This window comes from Mycobacterium ulcerans subsp. shinshuense (assembly GCF_002355775.1).
Taxonomy (GTDB): domain Bacteria; phylum Actinomycetota; class Actinomycetes; order Mycobacteriales; family Mycobacteriaceae; genus Mycobacterium; species Mycobacterium marinum.
The window spans coordinates 3,761,908-3,779,395 of record NZ_AP017624.1; the positions used below are offsets into that span (position 1 = coordinate 3,761,908).

A 17,488-nucleotide genomic window follows, 5' to 3' on the forward strand; every position below is an offset into this window, starting at 1 on the left:
TGAACGCAGAACTGCAGGGATCCTTGCCAGATGACCGATCCCCATGACGTCGTCGTCATCGGTAGCGGTCCAGCCGGATTGAGCAGTGCGTTAACGCTCGCCCGAGCCCGAAGATCCGTCCTGGTCATCGATGGCGGGCAACCGCGCAATGCGCGGTCAGCCGGGGTCCATGATTTCTTGACCCGCGACGGTTGTGCCCCCGCGGATCTCATTTCCGCCGGTCATGCCGAAATTGCGGGTTATGGCGGCCAACTCCGCCAGGGCCAGGTCATGGCGGCACACCGCAACGGATCGATGTTCGAGGTTTCCATCACCGACGGCAGCACGATTCGCGCACGCAAGCTGCTTATCGCTTCGGGGCTGGTGGACCATTTGCCCGACATCACCGGCCTGGCCGAGCTACGGGGCACCGATGTGCCGTATTGCCCGTACTGCCACGGGTGGGAGGTGCGAGACCAGCCGATCGGCGTCCTGGCAACCGGGCCCGAATCCGTCCATCAGGCCCTCATGTTCCGACAGTGGAGTCCGCGGATCACGCTCTTTCTCAACGACGCAGTCGATCCGAGCGAACCCGAGCGAGCCCGGCTGCACGCCCGCCAGATCGAAGTCATAACCTCGCCGGTCACCGAGGTTGTCAGCAACGACGGGCGACTAGAGGCCGTCGCGCTCGCCGACGGCAACCGCGTCGCGCTGGCAGCGCTCGCGCTGTTGCCGCGGATGGTCGCCAACACCGATTTCCTAGACCCGCTGGGGCTTCGCTTGGTGACCCACCCGTCGGGTTTCGGCGAGAATCTGCAGACCGATGGCAGCGGCCGTACCTCGTTGCCCGGCGTCTACGCCGCCGGCAACGCGGCCGACATTTCGGCTCACGTGGTCAACTCGGCGTCTTCTGGCCTGCTCGCCGCTATGGCCATCAACGCCGACCTGGTCGACGAGGACACCGAGCAAGCACTTCTGGGGGTTGCTGACCGATGACATCGGGTCCGCGATGGCACCGGTACTGCTCAACGGATGCGCGACTCGGTTCGACTATCGAAGAAGCACACTTCCTGCGGATTCGGCGCGATCGACAACGAATCCCCCGCACCGACGGTGGTGTGTCGGTCGGACCGGATCACGATCCGCCGGGTCCGTGACGACCACCCGTCCTGGGCGACGGGGGTTGCGTAGATGAACGATTCGAAGCCCAATTCCTCGACCTGTTCGACGCGAACACCCAATGATGCGGCGGCATCGCCTCCTACCACATCCCAGGACTCCGGCCGGACGCCAATCAGCACCCGGTCGGCGGCGCCGCGTGGAACCGGTATCACCAGACCGGACAGTCGCGCCACCCCATCGGCGACCGGAGCCTCGATGAGGTTCATCGCCGGCGCCCCGATGAAAGTGGCGACGAAAGTGTTCACCGGGTTGTCATACAATTCCCGGGGCGTATCAACCTGTTGCAGCACACCGTCTTTGAGTACGGCGACCCGATGGCCCATTGTCATGGCCTCCACCTGGTCGTGTGTGACGTACACGGTGGTGGTGCCCAGCTGACGTTGCAGCCCCGAGATGTGCGATCTGGTGCTCACTCTCAGCTTGGCATCCAAATTCGACAACGGTTCGTCCATGCAAAAGACCCGCGGCCGGCGCACGATGGCTCGTCCCATCGCCACCCGCTGGCGCTGTCCACCCGAAAGCTTCGACGGCTTACGATCCAGCAGCTCGGTCAGTTCCAGCATGCTGGCAACTTCGAGAACTCGTTGCCGAGTGTCCGCGCGCGACATGCCGGCATTGCGCAACGCAAATCCCATGTTCTGCGCCACCGTCATATTCGGGTAAAGCGCGTAGTTCTGGGATACCATCGCGACATCGCGAGCCCGCGGCGGAAGGTCGGTGACATCCGTATCGCCGATAGTAATACGACCGCTCTCAACGGATTCCAGTCCGGCCAGCACCCGCAGTATGGTGGATTTGCCGCAACCGGAAGGGCCGACCAGCACCAGAAACTCGCCGTCGGCGATCTCGAGGTCCAGGTTGTTCACAGCGGGCGCACCACTGCCTGGATACCGATAGGTGACCCCGGAGTACTGCACTTTAGCCACGCTGGCGATGCTTTCGCACGATCTGTCGGTCCAGAATGATCTGCAGCTGCCTTTCAATACTCGCGAATGTCTTTGCCACGTTTGTTCCCCGCAACCCGATGGACTCGAGCCCGGCGGAGATGATTCGATCGGCACCGGGCAGGAAGACCCACGCGTAGTCCTGCGGGCGGGTGTGGGGAAGCTGGTTGATCGCAACTCTGGCGCGCGGATGATCCGCCAAATACTTCTGTTCGCTGGGGACATCGGCTGCCGACTTTCGCACCGCCAGATATCCGGTGCGCTGACTGAAATAGGCGGTATTGACCGGGTTGGTGATGTACTCGATGAACCTGAGTGCGTTGCGCTTGCGTTCGTCGGAGAGCTTGGTGGGAATCGCCAGGCCCGCCCCACCTGTCGGGCATCCGGGGGCTCCGCCCGGGCCGGTAGGCAGGGCTCCGGCGTTGTTGATTAGCAGGCTTGTGAGCTGGGTTGATGATCTTTGGTGCCGCGCTATTGGGGCCGGAGTGTAGGCACGGGCTATCTGGAGAACGATCGAGTTGGTTACTGTTCGTCGTTGGTCTGGAGTTGCCCGTGCCTACCGTTTCAGTATTGCCTGTGTCGTCGGTTCCAGAGGTGTTCGACCGCTGGAGTCCTGGTGAGCGCAGCGAGCTCATCGGATCGGAGTTTTTCGATGTGTTGGCCTCGGTGCCAGACCCGAGGGGCCCACGCGGTCGGAGGTATTCGCTGATGGCTTTGTTGGCGATCGCGGTTCTGGCCACTGCCGCGGGGATGCGCGGCTATGCTGGTTTTGCCACATGGGCGGCCACCGCTCCCGATGATGTGTTGGCCCAATTAGGGGTCCGGTTCCGGCGGCCCAGTGAGAAGACCTTCCGCGCTGTTTTGTCTCGGCTAGACCCCGCCGACCTCAACGCCAGGATGGGCAGTTACTTCACTGCACACGTGGCCAGCAGCGACCCCAGTGGATTGGTGCCGATCGCGTTGGACGGCAAGATGCTGCGTGGTGCTTTACGCGCCAAAGCGACAGCCACGCATCTCGTGTCGGTGTTCGCCCACCGTGCCCGATTGGTGCTCGGTCAACTCGCTGTCGCCGAGAAAAGCAATGAAATTCCCTGCGTACGTGCCCTGCTCACGCTGCTGCCGGGTAGCTTGCGGTGGCTGGTCACCGTGGATGCGATGCATGCCCAGGTCGTCACCGCGAAGTTGATCTGCGCCACCTTGAAGTCGCACTACCTGATGATCGTCAAGTCCAACCAAGCCAAAATACTTGCGCGTATCACCGCGCTGCCCTGGGCCGAGGTGCCCGCAGCCGCTACCGACGACTCCCGCGGCCACGGCCGTGTCGAGACCCGCACCCTGCAAATCATCACCGCTGCACGAGGAATCGGCTTCCCCTACGCAAAACAAATCATCCGGATCACTCGTGAACGCTTGATCACCGCCACCGACCAGCGCAGCGTGGAGGTGGTCTATGCCATCTGCAGCCTGCCGTTCGAGCACGCCCGCCCTACCGCGATCATGACCTGGATGCGTCAACACTGGGGAATCGAGAACAGCCTGCACTGGATACGCGACGTCACCTTCGACGAAGACCGTCAAAGGGCACATACCGGAAACGGCGCACAGGTCCTAGCAACGCTACGCAACACCGCGATCAATCTGCACCGCCTCAACGGCGCCGACAACATCGCCGAAGCCTGCCGGATCACCGCTTTGACCGCCAACCGCCGCCTAGACCTCCTCAATCCACAATTCCCCAGCTCACAAGCCTGCTAATCAACAACGCCGGAGCCCTGGGCCGGTAGGCACGGGCGCCGCACCAAAGTCGAATTTGGCCATCTGGGTAATGCCGGTCAGCGAGCCGGTCGAGGCGACCGCGGAGGCCATGATTCCGGTGGCGAATTCGTTGGCGATGTTGTTGGCGACCGCCGCATAACGCTTGGTATGGATGCTGTCCCGGTAAAAGTTGCCGGCCGCGATGGTGTCGGGGTCGGTGAATCGCAGCGTCCACAGATCCGAGTAAGAATTATCGAAGGTCCAGTTCACTCCTTGGAACGTCCACGAGATCAATTCGGCATTGGCCCAGCCGTGGGCCCACTGCCGTTCATCGACGACGCGTTGTAGCCGCGGGCCCCAGTCATCGAATTCTTGCCAACTGTTCGGCCCGCGATCGGGCAATCCGGCCCGCTGCCATACCGCCTTGTTGTAGTAGAACAGCGGCGTCGAGCGCGCATAGGGCAACGCGTAATGCCGTCCGTTGAACTCGTAGTCGGCCAGCAGTGTGTCCACATAATCAGAGGTGTCCACACCGATCTGGCGAAATAGTTTATCGAGGGGGGGTAATCACGCCGCTCAAAGCAAAGTGAAACCACCAGATATCGTCCAGCACAACCACATCGGGCACGTCATCGCCGATAAGTGCGGCGTTGAACTTCTCCGCCACTTCGTCGTAGTCCATGCCGGCATCGACTTGACCGACAAGCCGGGGAACTGCTGCTGAAAACGGTCGATCAGAACCTTCTCCACGCCGGATGATTGACCCGGATGATTGGACCAGAACGAGATCGGTCCGGGCCCCGACTTGATCGAGACGTTGTTGGTGATCCCGGCGCATCCGGCCGTCACACCGGCCGCGGCAGCACTTGCCAGCGACAGAAACCGTCTGCGATGCATGGAGTTCATGGCCCACTACCCCTTAACCGCACCCGAGGTGAGGCCCTTGATCATGCGCCGCTGCAATCCGATGAAGATGACCAGGATCGGCAACATCGCCAACAGTGTCACTGCCATCACCGGACCCCAGTTCGTCACGCCCTCGGCCTGCTGAAGGAAAGTCAGCCCCACTGGCAGCGGCGCCACCGATTCGTCGTCGGACATCAGAAATGGCCACAGGTATTCATTCCATTCGTTGACGACTGTAATGATGCCGAAGGCCACCATGGTGGGACTGGACATCGGCAACACCACTCGAAGTAGCAGTTGCCACCAACGCGCCCCGTCCATCCGCGCGGCCTCGATGACCTCGCTGGGCAGCGACAAAAAGTGATTGCGCATCAGGAAGGTTCCGAATGCGACTCCGGCAAGGGGCAAGATGATGCCGGGAAACGTGTTGCGCAGCCCCAGCTGAGCGATCAGCGCGTAGTTGGAGATGACGGTGATCTGGTTGGGCACCATCAGCGCGGCAATGATCAACAAGAACACCGGGGTTTTGCCCGGGAACTGGACAAACACCAAGCCGAATGCGCTGAACACACCGAGGGCGAACTTCACCACAGCCAGCACCGAGGTGATAATCACCGAGTTACGCAGGAAGGTCCAAAACGGGATCTGCCGGGTGGCCGTCCAATAGTTCTGCGGATACCAGTGCGGCGGCCACCAGTTGGTCGGTTGTGAGTAGATGTCCGCCTGTTCCTTGAACGAGGTGAAGAACACGAACAGTAGCGGCCCGGCCACCACAGCCATCACCAACAACATGGCGACATAGCCGAGCACACGAACGATGGCCCTCGAGCCGCGCGGGCGCAAGGACATCACTGCTGCTGCCCTCTATCCATGACTCGCACCTGGTAGTAGGTGACGACCAACAGGAAAAGAAAACACCATCGTTGCGATGGTGGCGCCGTAGCCGGCGCGGAAGTTTCGGAAGGTCTCCAGATACACCTGGTACACCATCGTTGTGGTCCCGGTTCCTTCCGGTCCGCCGCGGGTCATGACGTTGATTACATCGAACACCTGCAGCGAGTTGATCAGCACCGTAATCGACAGGAAGAAGGTGGTTGGCCGCAACTGCGGCAGCAGTACCCGCCGAAAGCTCGTCCACCGGCTCGCGCCGTCGATTTCTGCGGCCTCCAATAGATCTCGACGCACGCCCTGCAACGCCGCCAGATAGATCACGCAGGTGTATCCGAGGTTCTTCCACACATAGGTGACCGTCACCATGGACAACGCCCAGGGCGTGTCCTGGTAGAAGTCGGGAGCGTTGACCCCGACCCGGTGCAACAAGTCTTGCACCAGACCGAAATGTGGATCGAACACGAACTGGGCTGCCAGACCGACGGCCGCACCCGAGATCACAAACGGTGCGAAGACCGTTGAGCGCACCAGGTTTCGCCCGCGCAACGGTTGGTCGAGCAGCATCGCCAGCAGCAGTCCCAGCACCATCGATCCGGCCACCGCTGCGGTGGTGAAAATCGCCGTGTTGGCCACGATCTGGCGGGTGTCCGGACGACTGAACCACTCGATGTAGTTGGAGAATCCGACGAATTCCGCGGTGGGGTCGGAGATATTCCAGTCAAAGAACGACAACCTGATATTGCCGACCAATGGGCGGTAGACGAACAGCAACAACAATGCCAGGTTGGGGCCCACCAAAGCGACGAATAGCGCGTAATCCCGCCACAACCGGTTCCGCCGTGGCCGCGTCGTCGTCACCGGCGCAGTGTATCGGCGGTTGCTGGGGAGTTCTCGTCAAGATCCAAGATCGGCGCCGGGCGAGTCAAGCCGTCCCCGTCAAGGCCCACCGGCCACTCATCGCCCGCCATCCGACGAATATCAGCCGCAGCACGATGAAGGTGGCAAGGCCCGACCAGATGCCCGCCAGCCCCCAGCCGTACACCAACGACAGCCAGGTGAGCGGCAAGAACCCCGCCAGCGCGCTGACCACGGTCGCGGTACGCATGAAGGCGGCGTCACCAGCACCCAACAACACCCCGTCGAGTGCGAAAACGATTCCGGCAAAAGGTAACTGCGCAACAAGGAACCACCACGGCACGGTGATCGCCGCGAGCACCGCCGCATCGTCGGTGAACAGCGCGGGCAGCACCGGGGCCCCCAGCGCCAAAGCCGCCGCCAACATGCCCGCGGCAAGCAGCGAAAACACTGTCACCCGCCATGCCACCCACTTCGCGTGTGCGGCGTCCCCGGCCCCGAGTGCCGCCCCCACCAGCGATTGGGCCGCAATGGCCAGTGAATCGAGAACCAGGGCGAAAAAGCCCCACAGCTGCAGCACCACCTGGTGTGCAGCCAGAGCGGCAGCGCCAAACCTGGCAGCCACCGCCGCGGCCGAGATAAAACACGCCTGGAACGCCATCGTCCGCACGATCAGATCGCGAGCCAGCACCAATTGCTCCCGCAGTATGTGGCGGTCGGGTCGCAACGACACCCGCTCGGCGAGCAGCGCGCCCCCGAACAGCAACGCCGCCAGCCACTGCCCCACCAGATTGGCCACCGCCGAGCCGGCCAGTTCCATTCGCGGCAAGCCCAGCCAGCCGTACACCAGCAGCGGACACAGCAGTGCCGACAACCCAAAACCGGCAACCACGTAGCGCAGCGGCCGAACGGTGTCCTGCACGCCCCGCATCCAGCCGTTTCCCGCGAGCGAGATGAGGATCGCCGGCGTGCCCAAAATGGCGATCCGCAGCCAGGGCAGCGCCGCCCCCGCGATATCGCCGCTACCCGCGCGGGCCCCGGCGATCACCGAGACCAGGGGCACCGCGGCGATCTGCACCACAAGGATGGTCAACAGCCCGAGCGTCACCGCCAACCAGGTCGCCTGCACGCCTTCGGCGACCGCCGCCACCCGGTCGCCCGTCCCGTAGTGGCGCGCCGAACGCGCCGTCGTGCCGTAGGACAGAAACGTCGCCTGAGAACCGACCAGGCCCAGAACCAGACTGCCGATGGCCAGACCCGCCAGGGCCAAAGCCCCAAGCCGACCTATCACTGCGGTATCGAACAACAGATACAGCGGCTCGGCGGCCAGCACACCCAGCGCGGGCAACGCCAGCGCTGCGATCTTGCGGCCGCCGGCGTCGGGCCGCCCGGCGTCGGGCCCCATTTCCCGCAAAGAGGGTCAGCCCAGCGCTGCGAGCAGCGACGCCACGACGTCATCGATCCAGCCGGTGGTCGAATACCCCGCCGCCAGCAGGTGGCCCCCGCCACCGAACGCTGAGGCGACCACGCTCAAATCGATGTCCTTCTTGGCCCGCATCGACACCGACCACTGCCGGGGGTCGACCTCTTTGAAAACGACCGCGACCTCGGCCTGCCGGGTGGTGCGCACGATGTCGACGATGCTCTCCACCTCTTCGGCGCGCGCCCGCACAAACTCCTGGTGCTCGACGACCGCGTAGACCAATCCCCGACCGGCTACCGCCTCGGGCAGCAGCTGCGCCGAGCCGAGCACCCGGGAGAGCATCGGCAACCACATGAACGGGTGGGTATCCATCAGCGATCGGCTGATCGCGGCGTTGTCCACGCCGATGTCCACCAGCCGGGCCGCCAGCCGCAGGCCGCGCGGACTCGCCCACCTAAACGACCCGGTGTCGGTGGTGAGACCGGCATAGATGCAGTGCGCGACGTCCAGATCGATCGGCTTGCCCCACGCATCGAGAATCTCGGCCACCATCATGGTGGTCGAGTCGGCCGAGCAATCGATGAAGTTGGCCGTGCCGAACTCGGCGTTGGACGCGTGGTGATCGATGACCAGCACGCTGCGGCCCGGATCGGCCAGGTCACTGAGCCCACCGAGACGCTTGATGCTGGGGACGTCGACGGTCACCACCAAGTCGACGTCGCGGCGCATCTCGTCGGCATCGACAAGCAGGGCGCAACCGGGCAGCGACGCCAGCGACTCAGGCAGCGTGGCGGGGGCGGCGAAACTCACCTCGACCTGCTTGCCGCACCCGTCCAACACCAACGCCAGGGCCAGCCCCGCGCCGATCGTGTCGGCGTCGGGGTGGACATGGGCGATTACCGCAATGCTGTCGGCGGCCGAAAGCAGCTCGGCCGCGCCGACGGCGTCGACGCGCACCCCCGGACATCGCATCTGCTCAATCTTCGGCTTGGTAGTCGTCACCGGTGTTCTCAGCCTCGAGCCCGTCGCTAGTTCGAATGACCAGTCCCCCGGCATCCGACGGTTCGTCGGCCGATCCCCTGTCGCGGTAGGGATCGGCCTCCCCCGCCGGCTTGGCACCGACTCGCACCCGCGCCAGATCTGCGTCGGCGGCGCGGGCACGGGCCAACAACTCGTCCATCCGATGCACGGTGTCGGACGTGACGTCCCGGGTGAACGTCAGGGTCGGGGTGAAGCGCACGCCAGTGCCGGCTCCGACCTTGGTGCGCAGCACCCCCTTGGCCCGTTCCAGTGCCGCCGCGGCGGCCGCGTAGTCCGGCTCATCGTCCAACGTCGGCCCCATCACGGTGTAGTACACCGTCGCATCGTGCAGATCGGCCGTCACCTTGGCGGCGGTGATGGTCACCCCGACCAGCCCCGGATCCTTGATCTCGTACTCGATCGCCGACGCGACGATCGTGGTGATCCGTTTGGCCAGCCGGCGCGCTCGCGCCGGGTCAGCCATGCTCGCGCCCCATCAGGAGCGGTCTTTCTGGACCAGCTCGTAGGACTCGATGAAGTCGCCCTCTTTGAGGTCGGAGTAGCCCAGCGTCATACCGCACTCGAATCCCTCGCGGACCTCGGTCACGTCGTCCTTCTCCCGACGCAACGAGTGAATCGAGAGGTTCTCGACGACCACGATGTTGTCTCGCAACAACCGGGCCTTCGCGTTGCGGCGAACCACACCGGAGCTGATCATGCAGCCCGCGATGAGGCCGACCTTCGAGGACCGGAACAGCGCCCGGATCTCTGCGCGCCCGAGCTCGACCTCTTCGTAGATCGGCTTCAGCATGCCGCGCAGGGCCTTCTCGATCTCATCGATCGCCTGGTAGATGACCGAGTAGTAGCGAATCTCCACACCTTCGCGGTTGGCCAGCTCGGTGGCCTTGCCCTCGGCACGCACGTTGAAACCGATGATGATCGCATCCGAAGCCGACGCCAGGTTGACGTTGGTCTCGGTGATGCCACCGACACCGCGGTCGATGACACGCAGGGCCACCTCGTCGTCGACCTCGATACCCATCAGGGCCTCTTCCAGCGCCTCGACAGTACCGGCGTTGTCGCCCTTGAGGATCAGGTTGAGCTGGCTGGTTTCCTTCAGCGCCGAATCCAGATCTTCCAGGCTGATCCGCTTGCGACTGCGCGCCGCCAACGCGTTGCGCTTGCGAGCGCTGCGCCGGTCGGCGATTTGGCGGGCGATCCGGTCCTCGTCCACGACCAGGAAGTTGTCACCGGCACCGGGGACCGAGGTGAAGCCGATCACCTGGACCGGACGCGACGGTAGCGCCTCTTCCACGTCCTCGCCGTGCTCGTCGACCATCCGGCGCACGCGGCCGTAGGCGTCGCCGGCCACCACCGAGTCGCCGACCCGCAGCGTGCCGCGTTGCACCAGCACGGTGGCCACCGGGCCACGACCACGGTCCAGGTGCGCTTCGATCGCCACACCCTGGGCCTCCATGTCGGGGTTGGCCCGCAGATCCAGGGCCGCGTCGGCGGTAAGCAGCACCGCCTCCTCGAGCGCCTCGATGTTGGTGCCTTGCTTGGCCGAGATGTCGACAAACATCGTGTCGCCACCGAAATCCTCAGCGACCAAACCGTATTCGGTGAGCTGACCGCGGATCTTGGCCGGGTCGGCGCCCTCCTTGTCGATCTTGTTGACCGCCACCACGATCGGCACGTCTGCGGCCTGCGCGTGGTTGATGGCCTCAACCGTCTGCGGCATCACACCGTCGTCGGCGGCGACCACCAGGATGGCGATGTCGGTGGCCTTGGCACCGCGGGCACGCATGGCGGTGAACGCCTCGTGACCGGGAGTGTCAATGAAGGTGATCAACCGCTCGGTGCCATCGTGGTCCACGCTGACCTGGTAGGCACCGATGTGCTGGGTGATGCCACCGGCCTCGCCCTCGCGGACGTTGGCCTTACGGATGGTGTCCAGCAGTCGGGTCTTGCCGTGGTCGACGTGACCCATCACCGTGACTACCGGCGGTCGGGTCTGCAACTCGGACTCGTCGCCGGAGTCTTCGCCGTAGGTCAGATCGAAGGATTCCAGCAGCTCGCGGTCCTCGTCCTCGGGACTGACCACCTGGACGTTGTAGTTCATCTCGCTGCCGAGCAGCTCGAGGGTCTCGTCGCCGACCGACTGGGTGGCCGTGACCATCTCGCCGAGGTTGAACAGCGCCTGGACCAGTGCCGCCGGGTTGGCGTTGATCTTGTCCGCGAAGTCGGAGAGCGATGCTCCGCGCGCCAGCCGGATGGTTTCACCGTTGCCGTGCGGCAGCCGCACACCGCCGACGACCGGCGCCTGCATGTTCTCGTACTCGGCGCGTTTGGCCCGCTTGGACTTACGGCCGCGCCGGGGCGCGCCGCCGGGACGGCCGAAAGCACCGGCCGCACCGCCGCGCTGGCCGGGACGGCCGCCACCACCACCACCGGGACGGCCGCGGAAGCCGCCTCCAGGTGCGGCGCCAACGCCGCCGCCTCCGCCGCGGTAGTTACCGCCGCCACCATCTGACCGGCCGCCACCTGGCCCACCAGGACGACCACCACCGGGCCGCGGCGCGCCGGTACGCGGTGGGCGAGGCCCACCGGAAGCGCCGCCGGGACGCGGAGGCATGTTGCCGGAAGAAGCGCCGCCGGGGCGAGGCGCCCCTGGGCGCGGCGCCCCGGGACGCGGCGCCTGCGGGCGCGGAATGGGCCGATCAACCGGCTGCGCCGAGGAGAACGGGTTGTTGCCGACGCGGGGAGTACGAACTCCCGGCTTGGGCACCGGCCCCGGCCGTGCACCCGGAGCCATGCCCGGGTGAGGCGCTTGCGGAGCGGCCGGCTTGCCCGGTGTCGGCGCAGGCCGTTGCCCGGGAAGCGGCGCCTTCGGCGGCGCGGGCGCTGCCGAAGCAGCGGGGGCCGCCGGCGTCGCGGCCGGCGGTGCCACACCGGAGTCCGCGGGTTGCGCGGGCGCAGGCGCAGGCGCCGGCGCGGGGGCGGGAACGGGCGCCGGAGCACCGTTGCCTACCGCCTTGTCCAGAGCGGCGTCCAGAGACCTGTCCGGAGCCTTGGCCGCGGGGCTGGCACCCGGCACCTTCTGCGGGGCCTTGGCCACACCTTTGGCGGCACCCGTGTCGGAGCCTTTCGCCGGCGCCGACTTACCGCCACCGAACGATTCACGCAGCCTGCGGGCCACGGGAGCTTCCACCGTCGACGAGGCCGACTTGACGAATTCGCCCTGTTCACTCAGCCGGGCGAGCACTTCTTTGCTGGTTACACCGAGTTCCTTAGCCAACTCGTGTACGCGGGCCTTACCTGCCACTACATCTCCTGTCCATGAGGCGACAGTCGTGGGCCGCGCCTCGGGGTTTAGCTATGACACATTGTCATCGGGACTTCACGGTGTGCTCATGTTCTTTGCTACCTGTTCTGTTGCTCGGCGGACCGGGCACATCCAAACCACCGATGTGCTCGACCACCGCGGATATATCCGGTGACCCGGTGATGCGCAGCGCTCTGGTGAAAGCCCGTCGCCGAATCGCTTGTTGTACGCACTGCGGCACCGGATGCAACCACGCACCCCGTCCCGGCAGCCCCCTAGCTGTGTCAACGATCACGGCATAGTTGCCGTTCCCGGTCGACTCAGCCACCACTCGAAGCAGTTCGACGGCCAACTCTCGCTTTCGGCACCCGACACACGTCCGCACCGGTCCGCAGGGGATATCCGGACGCCCGTGCGCCATGGCCGAAGGCTTGCGCTGGATCACGGCTCAGTCTAGCGTCACCGAACCGATTGCCCGAACCGCCCGTGGACCCGTTGTCCGGGCCGGCGCCCAAACCGGGGCATGTCCCCTAGTGGTCGTGCGCCAAGCCGCGGCTGGCGCCCCGTTCCGGGTGCTCCGCCGACTGCTCCGGCGAATCGCCGCGGATGTCGATCCGCCAGCCGGTAAGCCTGGCCGCCAACCGCGCGTTCTGGCCTTCCTTGCCGATGGCCAGGGACAGCTGGAAGTCCGGCACCACGACGCGAGCCGCCCGTGCGGTCTGATCGATCACCGACACCGAAACAACCTTCGCCGGGGACAGCGCGTTGGCGACGAACCCCGCCGGGTCCTCGTCATAGTCGATGATGTCGATCTTTTCTCCGGAAAGTTCGCTCATCACGTTGCGGACGCGTTGACCCATCGGTCCGATGCAGGCGCCCTTGGCGTTCAGCCCCGGAACGTTGGACCGAACCGCAATCTTGGACCGATGTCCGGCCTCGCGGGCGACCGCCACGATCTCCACCGAACCATCCGCAATCTCGGGCACTTCCAGGGAGAACAGCTTGCGCACCAGATTGGGGTGGGTACGAGACAGCGTGATCAGCGGCTCGCGAGAACCGCGGCTAACGCCCACGACGTAGCAGCGCAGCCGATTGCCATGCTCGTAGCTCTCGCCAGGAACCTGTTCGGCAGAGGGAATCACGCCTTCGGAGGCCTTGGTCTCGCTTCCCATCCGAACCACGACCAGCCCACGAGCGTTGGCTCGGCTGTCACGCTGGATCACACCCGCGACGATCTCGCCCTCACGGGTAGAGAACTCCCCGTAAGTGCGCTCATTTTCCGCGTCCCGGAACCGCTGCAACATGACTTGGCGTGCGGTTGTCGCGGCGATGCGGCCAAAACCCTCGGGCGTGTCATCCCATTCGCTGATCACATTGCCGTCGTCATCGGTCTCGCGGGCCATCACGCGCACGACGCCGGTCTTGCGGTCGATCTCGATGCGCGCGTCGGTCTGATGGCCTTGGGTGTGTCTATAGGCGGTCAGCAGCGCCGATTTGATCGTCTCGAGCAGCTCATTGACCGAGATGCCCCGATCGACCTCGATCGCATGCAGTGCCGCCATGTCGATGTTCATGCCTCGACCTCCGTCCCAGCGGCCCTACCTGTAGTCGCGAGTTCTAATTCAGCTGGATTCGGCGGCGAAAACTCGACCTGCACAACCGCTTTCTCCACCTCGGCAAGTGGGATCTCGCGGACTTTCCACTCCCGCCCGGCCCGAACCACCAGATCCAGCGAACCGCTTTGCAGCGCGCCGATGCGGCCAGTCAGCTGCGATCCGTCCGCCAGGGTCAGTTCGACCTTGCGGCCACGAGCACGGCGGAAATGCTTCTCGCTGGTCAGCGGGCGATCGATACCGGGCGAACTGACTTCAAGCACGTAGCTGTCGCCGATGTTGTCCAGGCTGTCGAGCAAGCTCGACGCGGAGCGCGACAGCACGGCGATAGTGTCCAGGTCCAGGGTGGTGTCACCATCAGCGACAACCGTGATCCGCGGTGGACGAGCGCGGTAATCGATGACCACATCCTCGATCTCGTAGCCGGCGCGCGCGAACTCTCCACCGAGTAGCTCGATCACCTGCGTCTGCGAAGGTAGCCCGGTGGTCACGGCGAGCTCCTCATCTTGAGTTGTCCGGTCATCTGGCGGATGGCGCCGCCAGGGGCGGTACCAGCGTCGCACCGGCACCAAAAAGCCGACGATTCACCGGAACCAGCTACCAACGATACGCCAGGAATCCGCGTCGGCGCGCCGATCCCGCCGTCAAGCTCCGAGCTAATCGTCCCTGATCGTGCCCCGCTTGATCTCAATGGCAGGATGTTGCTGTGTCCCGAGCAGTAACCGTCCTCAACAGGCGGGGTGTGCTCGCCGGCGGTGCCGCTCTCGCTGCACTCGGGGTGGTCGTTTCCGCCTGCGGCGAGTCCCCGCCCAAGCCGCCAGCCGTCGAAGAGCTGCTGGCGCCTTTGGAGCAGGCCCGCCATGACAGTGCGCTGGCCTCGGCCGCCGCCGGGGCGATCGGCAATCCACCACAGATCGCCGCCGCCCTGACTGTGGTCGCCAACCAACGGGCCGCCCATGCGCGCGCGCTGGCCACCGAGATCGCCCGCGCGGCCGGCAAGCTGGTATCGGCGACCAGCGAAACGAGCAGTTCGAGTCCCAGCCCCAGCGCCACCGAGCCGCAGGCGCCGCCACCGCCGCCCCCGCCCCTGTCCGACGTGGTCGACTCACTGCGCCAGTCCGCCGAGGACGCCAATCGCCTGGTCACCACGACGGAGGGCTACCGTGCCGGGCTGCTCGCCTCGATCGCCGCATCCTGCACCGCGTCCTGCCAGGTCGCGCTGCTGCCCGGAGGGCCATCGATATGACCTCTTCCGAACCCAGCTTCGGCGCCAACCCGAAGCGCTCCCCCGCCGACAAAGACGGCGACACCGCGGCGCTCTGCGATGCGCTCGCCGTCGAGCACGCGACCATCTATGGCTACGGCATCGTGTCAGCGCTATCGCCCCCGAGCGTCAACGACCTGGTGGTGGAGGCGCTCAACCAACACCGCCAACGCCGTGATGACGTGATCGCCATGCTGACCTCCCGCAAGGTCACCGCACCGGTCGCCGCCGCCGCGTACCAGCTGCCGAACGTGGTGAGCAGTGCCGCCGACGCCGCGCGGCTGGCCGCCCGGATGGAGAACGACGGTGCAACGGCCTGGCGCGCGGTCGTCGAATACGCCGACACCGCCGGTGATCGGGCATTCGCCAGCACAGCGCTGACCCAGAGCGCGGTGATGGCCGCCCGCTGGAGCAAGGTGCTGGGCGCCTGGCCGATCACCACCGCCTTTCCGGGCGGGGGCGAGTAGCCAGGCGTTGGGTTAGCCCGAAATGGCCGCCGCGATGTCGGTGGCCAGCGAATCTCCAACCGTCAACTCGCGGGTCTGCCCACCGAAGCGGTCGCGCAGCTCCACCACGCCGTCCGCCCAACCACGCCCGACGACGACCACCCAGGGCATTCCCAGCAGCTCAGCGTCATTGAACTTGACTCCCGGCGACGCCTGCCGGTCATCGAGGAGCACCTCGACGCCGAGGCCATCCAGTTCGCCGGCCAGCCCGATGGCCCCAGCCCGCGCCTCGGCGTCCTTGTTGGCGATCACCAGATGAACACCGAACGGCGCGATCTCCGCCGGCCAGCGCAAGCCCAGGTTGTCGTGATGCTGTTCGGCGATGACCGCAACCAGCCGCGATACACCGATGCCGTAGGAGCCCATGGTCAGCCGCACGGGCTTACCGTCCTCACCGAGCACATCGGCGGTGAAGGCGTCGGTGTATTTGCGGCCGAGCTGGAAGATGTGACCGATCTCGATTCCGCGGGCCATGACCAACTGACCGGCGCCGTCCGGGGCGGGATCTCCCTCGCGCACCTCGGCGGCCTCGATGGTGCCGTCGGCGGTGAAGTCGCGGCCGGCGACCAGGCCGACCACGTGGCGACCAGGTTCGTCGGCCCCGGTGATCCAGCTGGTGCCGTCGACCACCCTCGGGTCGAGAAGATAGCGAACGTCGTTGCTTCGTAGCGCCTTCGGACCGATGTAGCCCTTGACCAGGAACGGGTATTTGCCGAAATCGTCGTCATCGAGGAAGACGTACTCGGCCGGGTCCAGCGCCGCGGCCAGCCGCTTCTCGTCGATCTCGCGATCGCCCGGCACGCCGATCGCTAGCAGCTCCCACTCCCCGCCCGGTTGACGGATCTTCATCAGGACGTTCTTCAGCGTGTCCGCGGCGCTCACCTCACGCCCCAGACCCGCCTCGTTTGCCCAGGCCACCAGGGTGGCGATGGTGGGGGTCTCGCCGGTGTCGTGGACCACGGCGTCGGGCTGCCCATCGATCGGCAGGCTTTCCGGGCGCGCGGTGACGACCGCCTCCACGTTGGCCGCGTACCCCGACTCCACACACCGCACGAAGGTGTCTTCGCCGACTGGGCTCTCGGCCAAGAACTCCTCCGAGGCGCTGCCGCCCATCGCACCGGACACCGCCGACACGATGACGTAGCGCACCCGCAGCCGATCGAAGATCCGCTGGTAGGCCTCTCGGTGGGCGTGGTAGGCCGCTTTGAGGCCGCCACTGTCGATGTCGAAGGAGTAGGAATCCTTCATGACGAATTCGCGGGCCCGCAAAATGCCGGCGCGCGGTCGGGCCTCGTCGCGGTACTTGATCTGGATTTGATACAGCGTGAGTGGAAAGTCTTTGTAAGAGTTGTATTCGCCCTTGACGGTCAGGGTGAACAGCTCTTCGTGGGTCGGGCCCAGTAGGTAGTCATTGCCGCGGCGGTCTTGCAAGCGGAATACGCCGTCGCCGTACTCGGTCCAGCGGTTGGTGGTCTCGTAGGGCGCCCGCGGCAACAATGCGGGAAACAGGATCTCCTGCCCACCGATCGCGTTCATCTCCTCACGAATGACGCGTTCGATGTTGCGCAGCACTCGCAGCCCCAACGGCAGCCAGCTATACAGGCCAGGCCCTACCGGCCGGATGTATCCGGCCCGAATCAGCAGTTTGTGGCTAGGCACTTCCGCATCGGCGGGGTCGTCTCGCAGGGTGCGCAGGAACAGCTCGGACATCCGGGTAATCACAGGCGGCTAGCCTAGTGGCGGTGCGTCCGCGGGTGACCAAGCGGGCCACCTCCGGGCGGCGAGCCGGCGTGTGCTCACGCGCGGCTACGGCGCCCCCGCCGAA

Annotated in this window: 14 protein-coding genes and 3 pseudogenes; 4 read left to right on the plus strand and 13 right to left on the minus strand. The window is 65.4% G+C overall.

What is annotated here, in order from left to right; all coding sequences use genetic code 11:
* Window positions 1–30: 30 nt before the first annotated feature.
* Entirely contained in the window at window positions 31–975 is a 945-nt protein-coding gene (locus SHTP_RS16930) for an NAD(P)/FAD-dependent oxidoreductase (RefSeq protein ID WP_096371219.1), read from the plus strand.
* A 29-nt stretch (window positions 976–1,004) separates the two neighbouring features.
* Here the strand turns inward: SHTP_RS16930 and SHTP_RS16935 are convergent, their stop codons facing one another.
* Together SHTP_RS16935 and SHTP_RS16940 are read right to left on the minus strand one after the other, a co-directional pair.
* Entirely contained in the window at window positions 1,005–2,087 is a 1,083-nt protein-coding gene (locus SHTP_RS16935; protein WP_096371220.1) for an ABC transporter ATP-binding protein, read from the minus strand.
* Window positions 2,080–2,526, minus strand: a pseudogene (locus SHTP_RS16940) (extracellular solute-binding protein); the annotation flags it as partial. The pseudogene SHTP_RS16940 and the gene SHTP_RS16935, both read right to left, overlap by 8 nt.
* A gap of 131 nt (window positions 2,527–2,657) precedes the next feature.
* Here SHTP_RS16940 and SHTP_RS16945 point away from each other — a divergent pair.
* Window positions 2,658–3,860, plus strand: a complete 1,203-nt coding sequence (locus tag SHTP_RS16945) for an ISAs1-like element IS2404/ISMul1 family transposase (protein WP_420873017.1) — start codon at window positions 2,658–2,660, stop codon at window positions 3,858–3,860.
* 18 nt (window positions 3,861–3,878) lie between these two features.
* Here the strand turns inward: SHTP_RS16945 and SHTP_RS16950 are convergent.
* The 10 genes and pseudogenes from SHTP_RS16950 to rimP form a co-directional block, all read right to left on the minus strand.
* Window positions 3,879–4,766 (minus strand): annotated as a pseudogene (locus SHTP_RS16950) (extracellular solute-binding protein); the annotation flags it as partial.
* A gap of 6 nt (window positions 4,767–4,772) precedes the next feature.
* A complete protein-coding gene (locus SHTP_RS16955) occupies window positions 4,773–5,615 on the minus strand; it encodes a carbohydrate ABC transporter permease (protein ID WP_096371222.1) in 843 nt (280 codons plus the stop codon).
* A pseudogene (locus tag SHTP_RS16960) lies at window positions 5,615–6,515 on the minus strand (carbohydrate ABC transporter permease). Before SHTP_RS16960 ends, SHTP_RS16955 begins: the two are co-directional and overlap by 1 nt.
* Window positions 6,516–6,579: 64 nt before the next feature.
* Window positions 6,580–7,917 (minus strand): MATE family efflux transporter, encoded by a 1,338-nt coding sequence (locus tag SHTP_RS16965; protein WP_096371223.1) that lies wholly within the window; start codon window positions 7,915–7,917, stop codon window positions 6,580–6,582.
* A 15-nt stretch (window positions 7,918–7,932) separates the two neighbouring features.
* The gene (locus SHTP_RS16970; RefSeq protein ID WP_096371224.1) at window positions 7,933–8,907 is read right to left on the minus strand and encodes a DHH family phosphoesterase; all 975 of its coding nucleotides are present in this window, start codon (window positions 8,905–8,907) and stop codon (window positions 7,933–7,935) included.
* A 4-nt stretch (window positions 8,908–8,911) separates the two neighbouring features.
* Window positions 8,912–9,439: a 30S ribosome-binding factor RbfA gene (gene rbfA / locus SHTP_RS16975; RefSeq protein WP_096371225.1), complete on the minus strand. Its 528-nt coding sequence runs from the start codon at window positions 9,437–9,439 to the stop codon at window positions 8,912–8,914.
* 12 nt (window positions 9,440–9,451) lie between these two features.
* Entirely contained in the window at window positions 9,452–12,280 is a 2,829-nt protein-coding gene (gene infB / locus SHTP_RS16980) for a translation initiation factor IF-2 (protein WP_096371226.1), read from the minus strand.
* 64 nt (window positions 12,281–12,344) lie between these two features.
* On the minus strand, window positions 12,345–12,701 hold the full coding sequence (locus SHTP_RS16985) for a YlxR family protein (RefSeq protein ID WP_179953036.1): 357 nt from the start codon (window positions 12,699–12,701) through the stop codon (window positions 12,345–12,347).
* Between the two features lie 109 nt (window positions 12,702–12,810).
* Window positions 12,811–13,854 (minus strand): transcription termination factor NusA, encoded by a 1,044-nt coding sequence (gene nusA / locus SHTP_RS16990; RefSeq protein ID WP_096371227.1) that lies wholly within the window; start codon window positions 13,852–13,854, stop codon window positions 12,811–12,813.
* Window positions 13,851–14,384, minus strand: a complete 534-nt coding sequence (gene rimP, locus SHTP_RS16995; RefSeq protein WP_096371228.1) for a ribosome maturation factor RimP — start codon at window positions 14,382–14,384, stop codon at window positions 13,851–13,853. Before rimP ends, nusA begins: the two co-directional genes overlap by 4 nt.
* Before the next feature lie 215 nt (window positions 14,385–14,599).
* Here rimP and SHTP_RS17000 point away from each other — a divergent pair, with 215 nt between their 5' ends.
* Both SHTP_RS17000 and SHTP_RS17005 read left to right on the plus strand, forming a co-directional pair.
* Window positions 14,600–15,139, plus strand: coding sequence for a hypothetical protein (locus SHTP_RS17000; RefSeq protein WP_096371229.1), 540 nt, complete (start codon window positions 14,600–14,602; stop codon window positions 15,137–15,139).
* Entirely contained in the window at window positions 15,136–15,624 is a 489-nt protein-coding gene (locus tag SHTP_RS17005; protein WP_096371230.1) for a ferritin-like domain-containing protein, read from the plus strand. Before SHTP_RS17000 ends, SHTP_RS17005 begins: the two co-directional genes overlap by 4 nt.
* 12 nt (window positions 15,625–15,636) lie before the next feature.
* Here SHTP_RS17005 and SHTP_RS17010 read toward each other — a convergent pair whose 3' ends face one another.
* Window positions 15,637–17,385: a proline--tRNA ligase gene (locus SHTP_RS17010; protein WP_096371231.1), complete on the minus strand. Its 1,749-nt coding sequence runs from the start codon at window positions 17,383–17,385 to the stop codon at window positions 15,637–15,639.
* Window positions 17,386–17,488 lie beyond the last annotated feature (103 nt).

Bases quoted from the DNA above. Each gene is read 5' to 3' on its own strand.
- SHTP_RS16930 (WP_096371219.1), top strand. From the start codon at position 31: ATGACCGATCCCCATGACGTCGTCGTCATCGGTAGCGGTCCAGCCGGA.
- SHTP_RS16955 (WP_096371222.1), bottom strand. From the start codon at position 5,615: ATGTCCTTGCGCCCGCGCGGCTCGAGGGCCATCGTTCGTGTGCTCGGC.
- SHTP_RS16965 (WP_096371223.1), bottom strand. From the start codon at position 7,917: ATGGGGCCCGACGCCGGGCGGCCCGACGCCGGCGGCCGCAAGATCGCA.
- SHTP_RS16970 (WP_096371224.1), bottom strand. From the start codon at position 8,907: ATGCGATGTCCGGGGGTGCGCGTCGACGCCGTCGGCGCGGCCGAGCTG.
- rbfA (WP_096371225.1), bottom strand. From the start codon at position 9,439: ATGGCTGACCCGGCGCGAGCGCGCCGGCTGGCCAAACGGATCACCACG.
- SHTP_RS16985 (WP_179953036.1), bottom strand. From the start codon at position 12,701: ATGGCGCACGGGCGTCCGGATATCCCCTGCGGACCGGTGCGGACGTGT.
- nusA (WP_096371227.1), bottom strand. From the start codon at position 13,854: ATGAACATCGACATGGCGGCACTGCATGCGATCGAGGTCGATCGGGGC.
- SHTP_RS17005 (WP_096371230.1), top strand. From the start codon at position 15,136: ATGACCTCTTCCGAACCCAGCTTCGGCGCCAACCCGAAGCGCTCCCCC.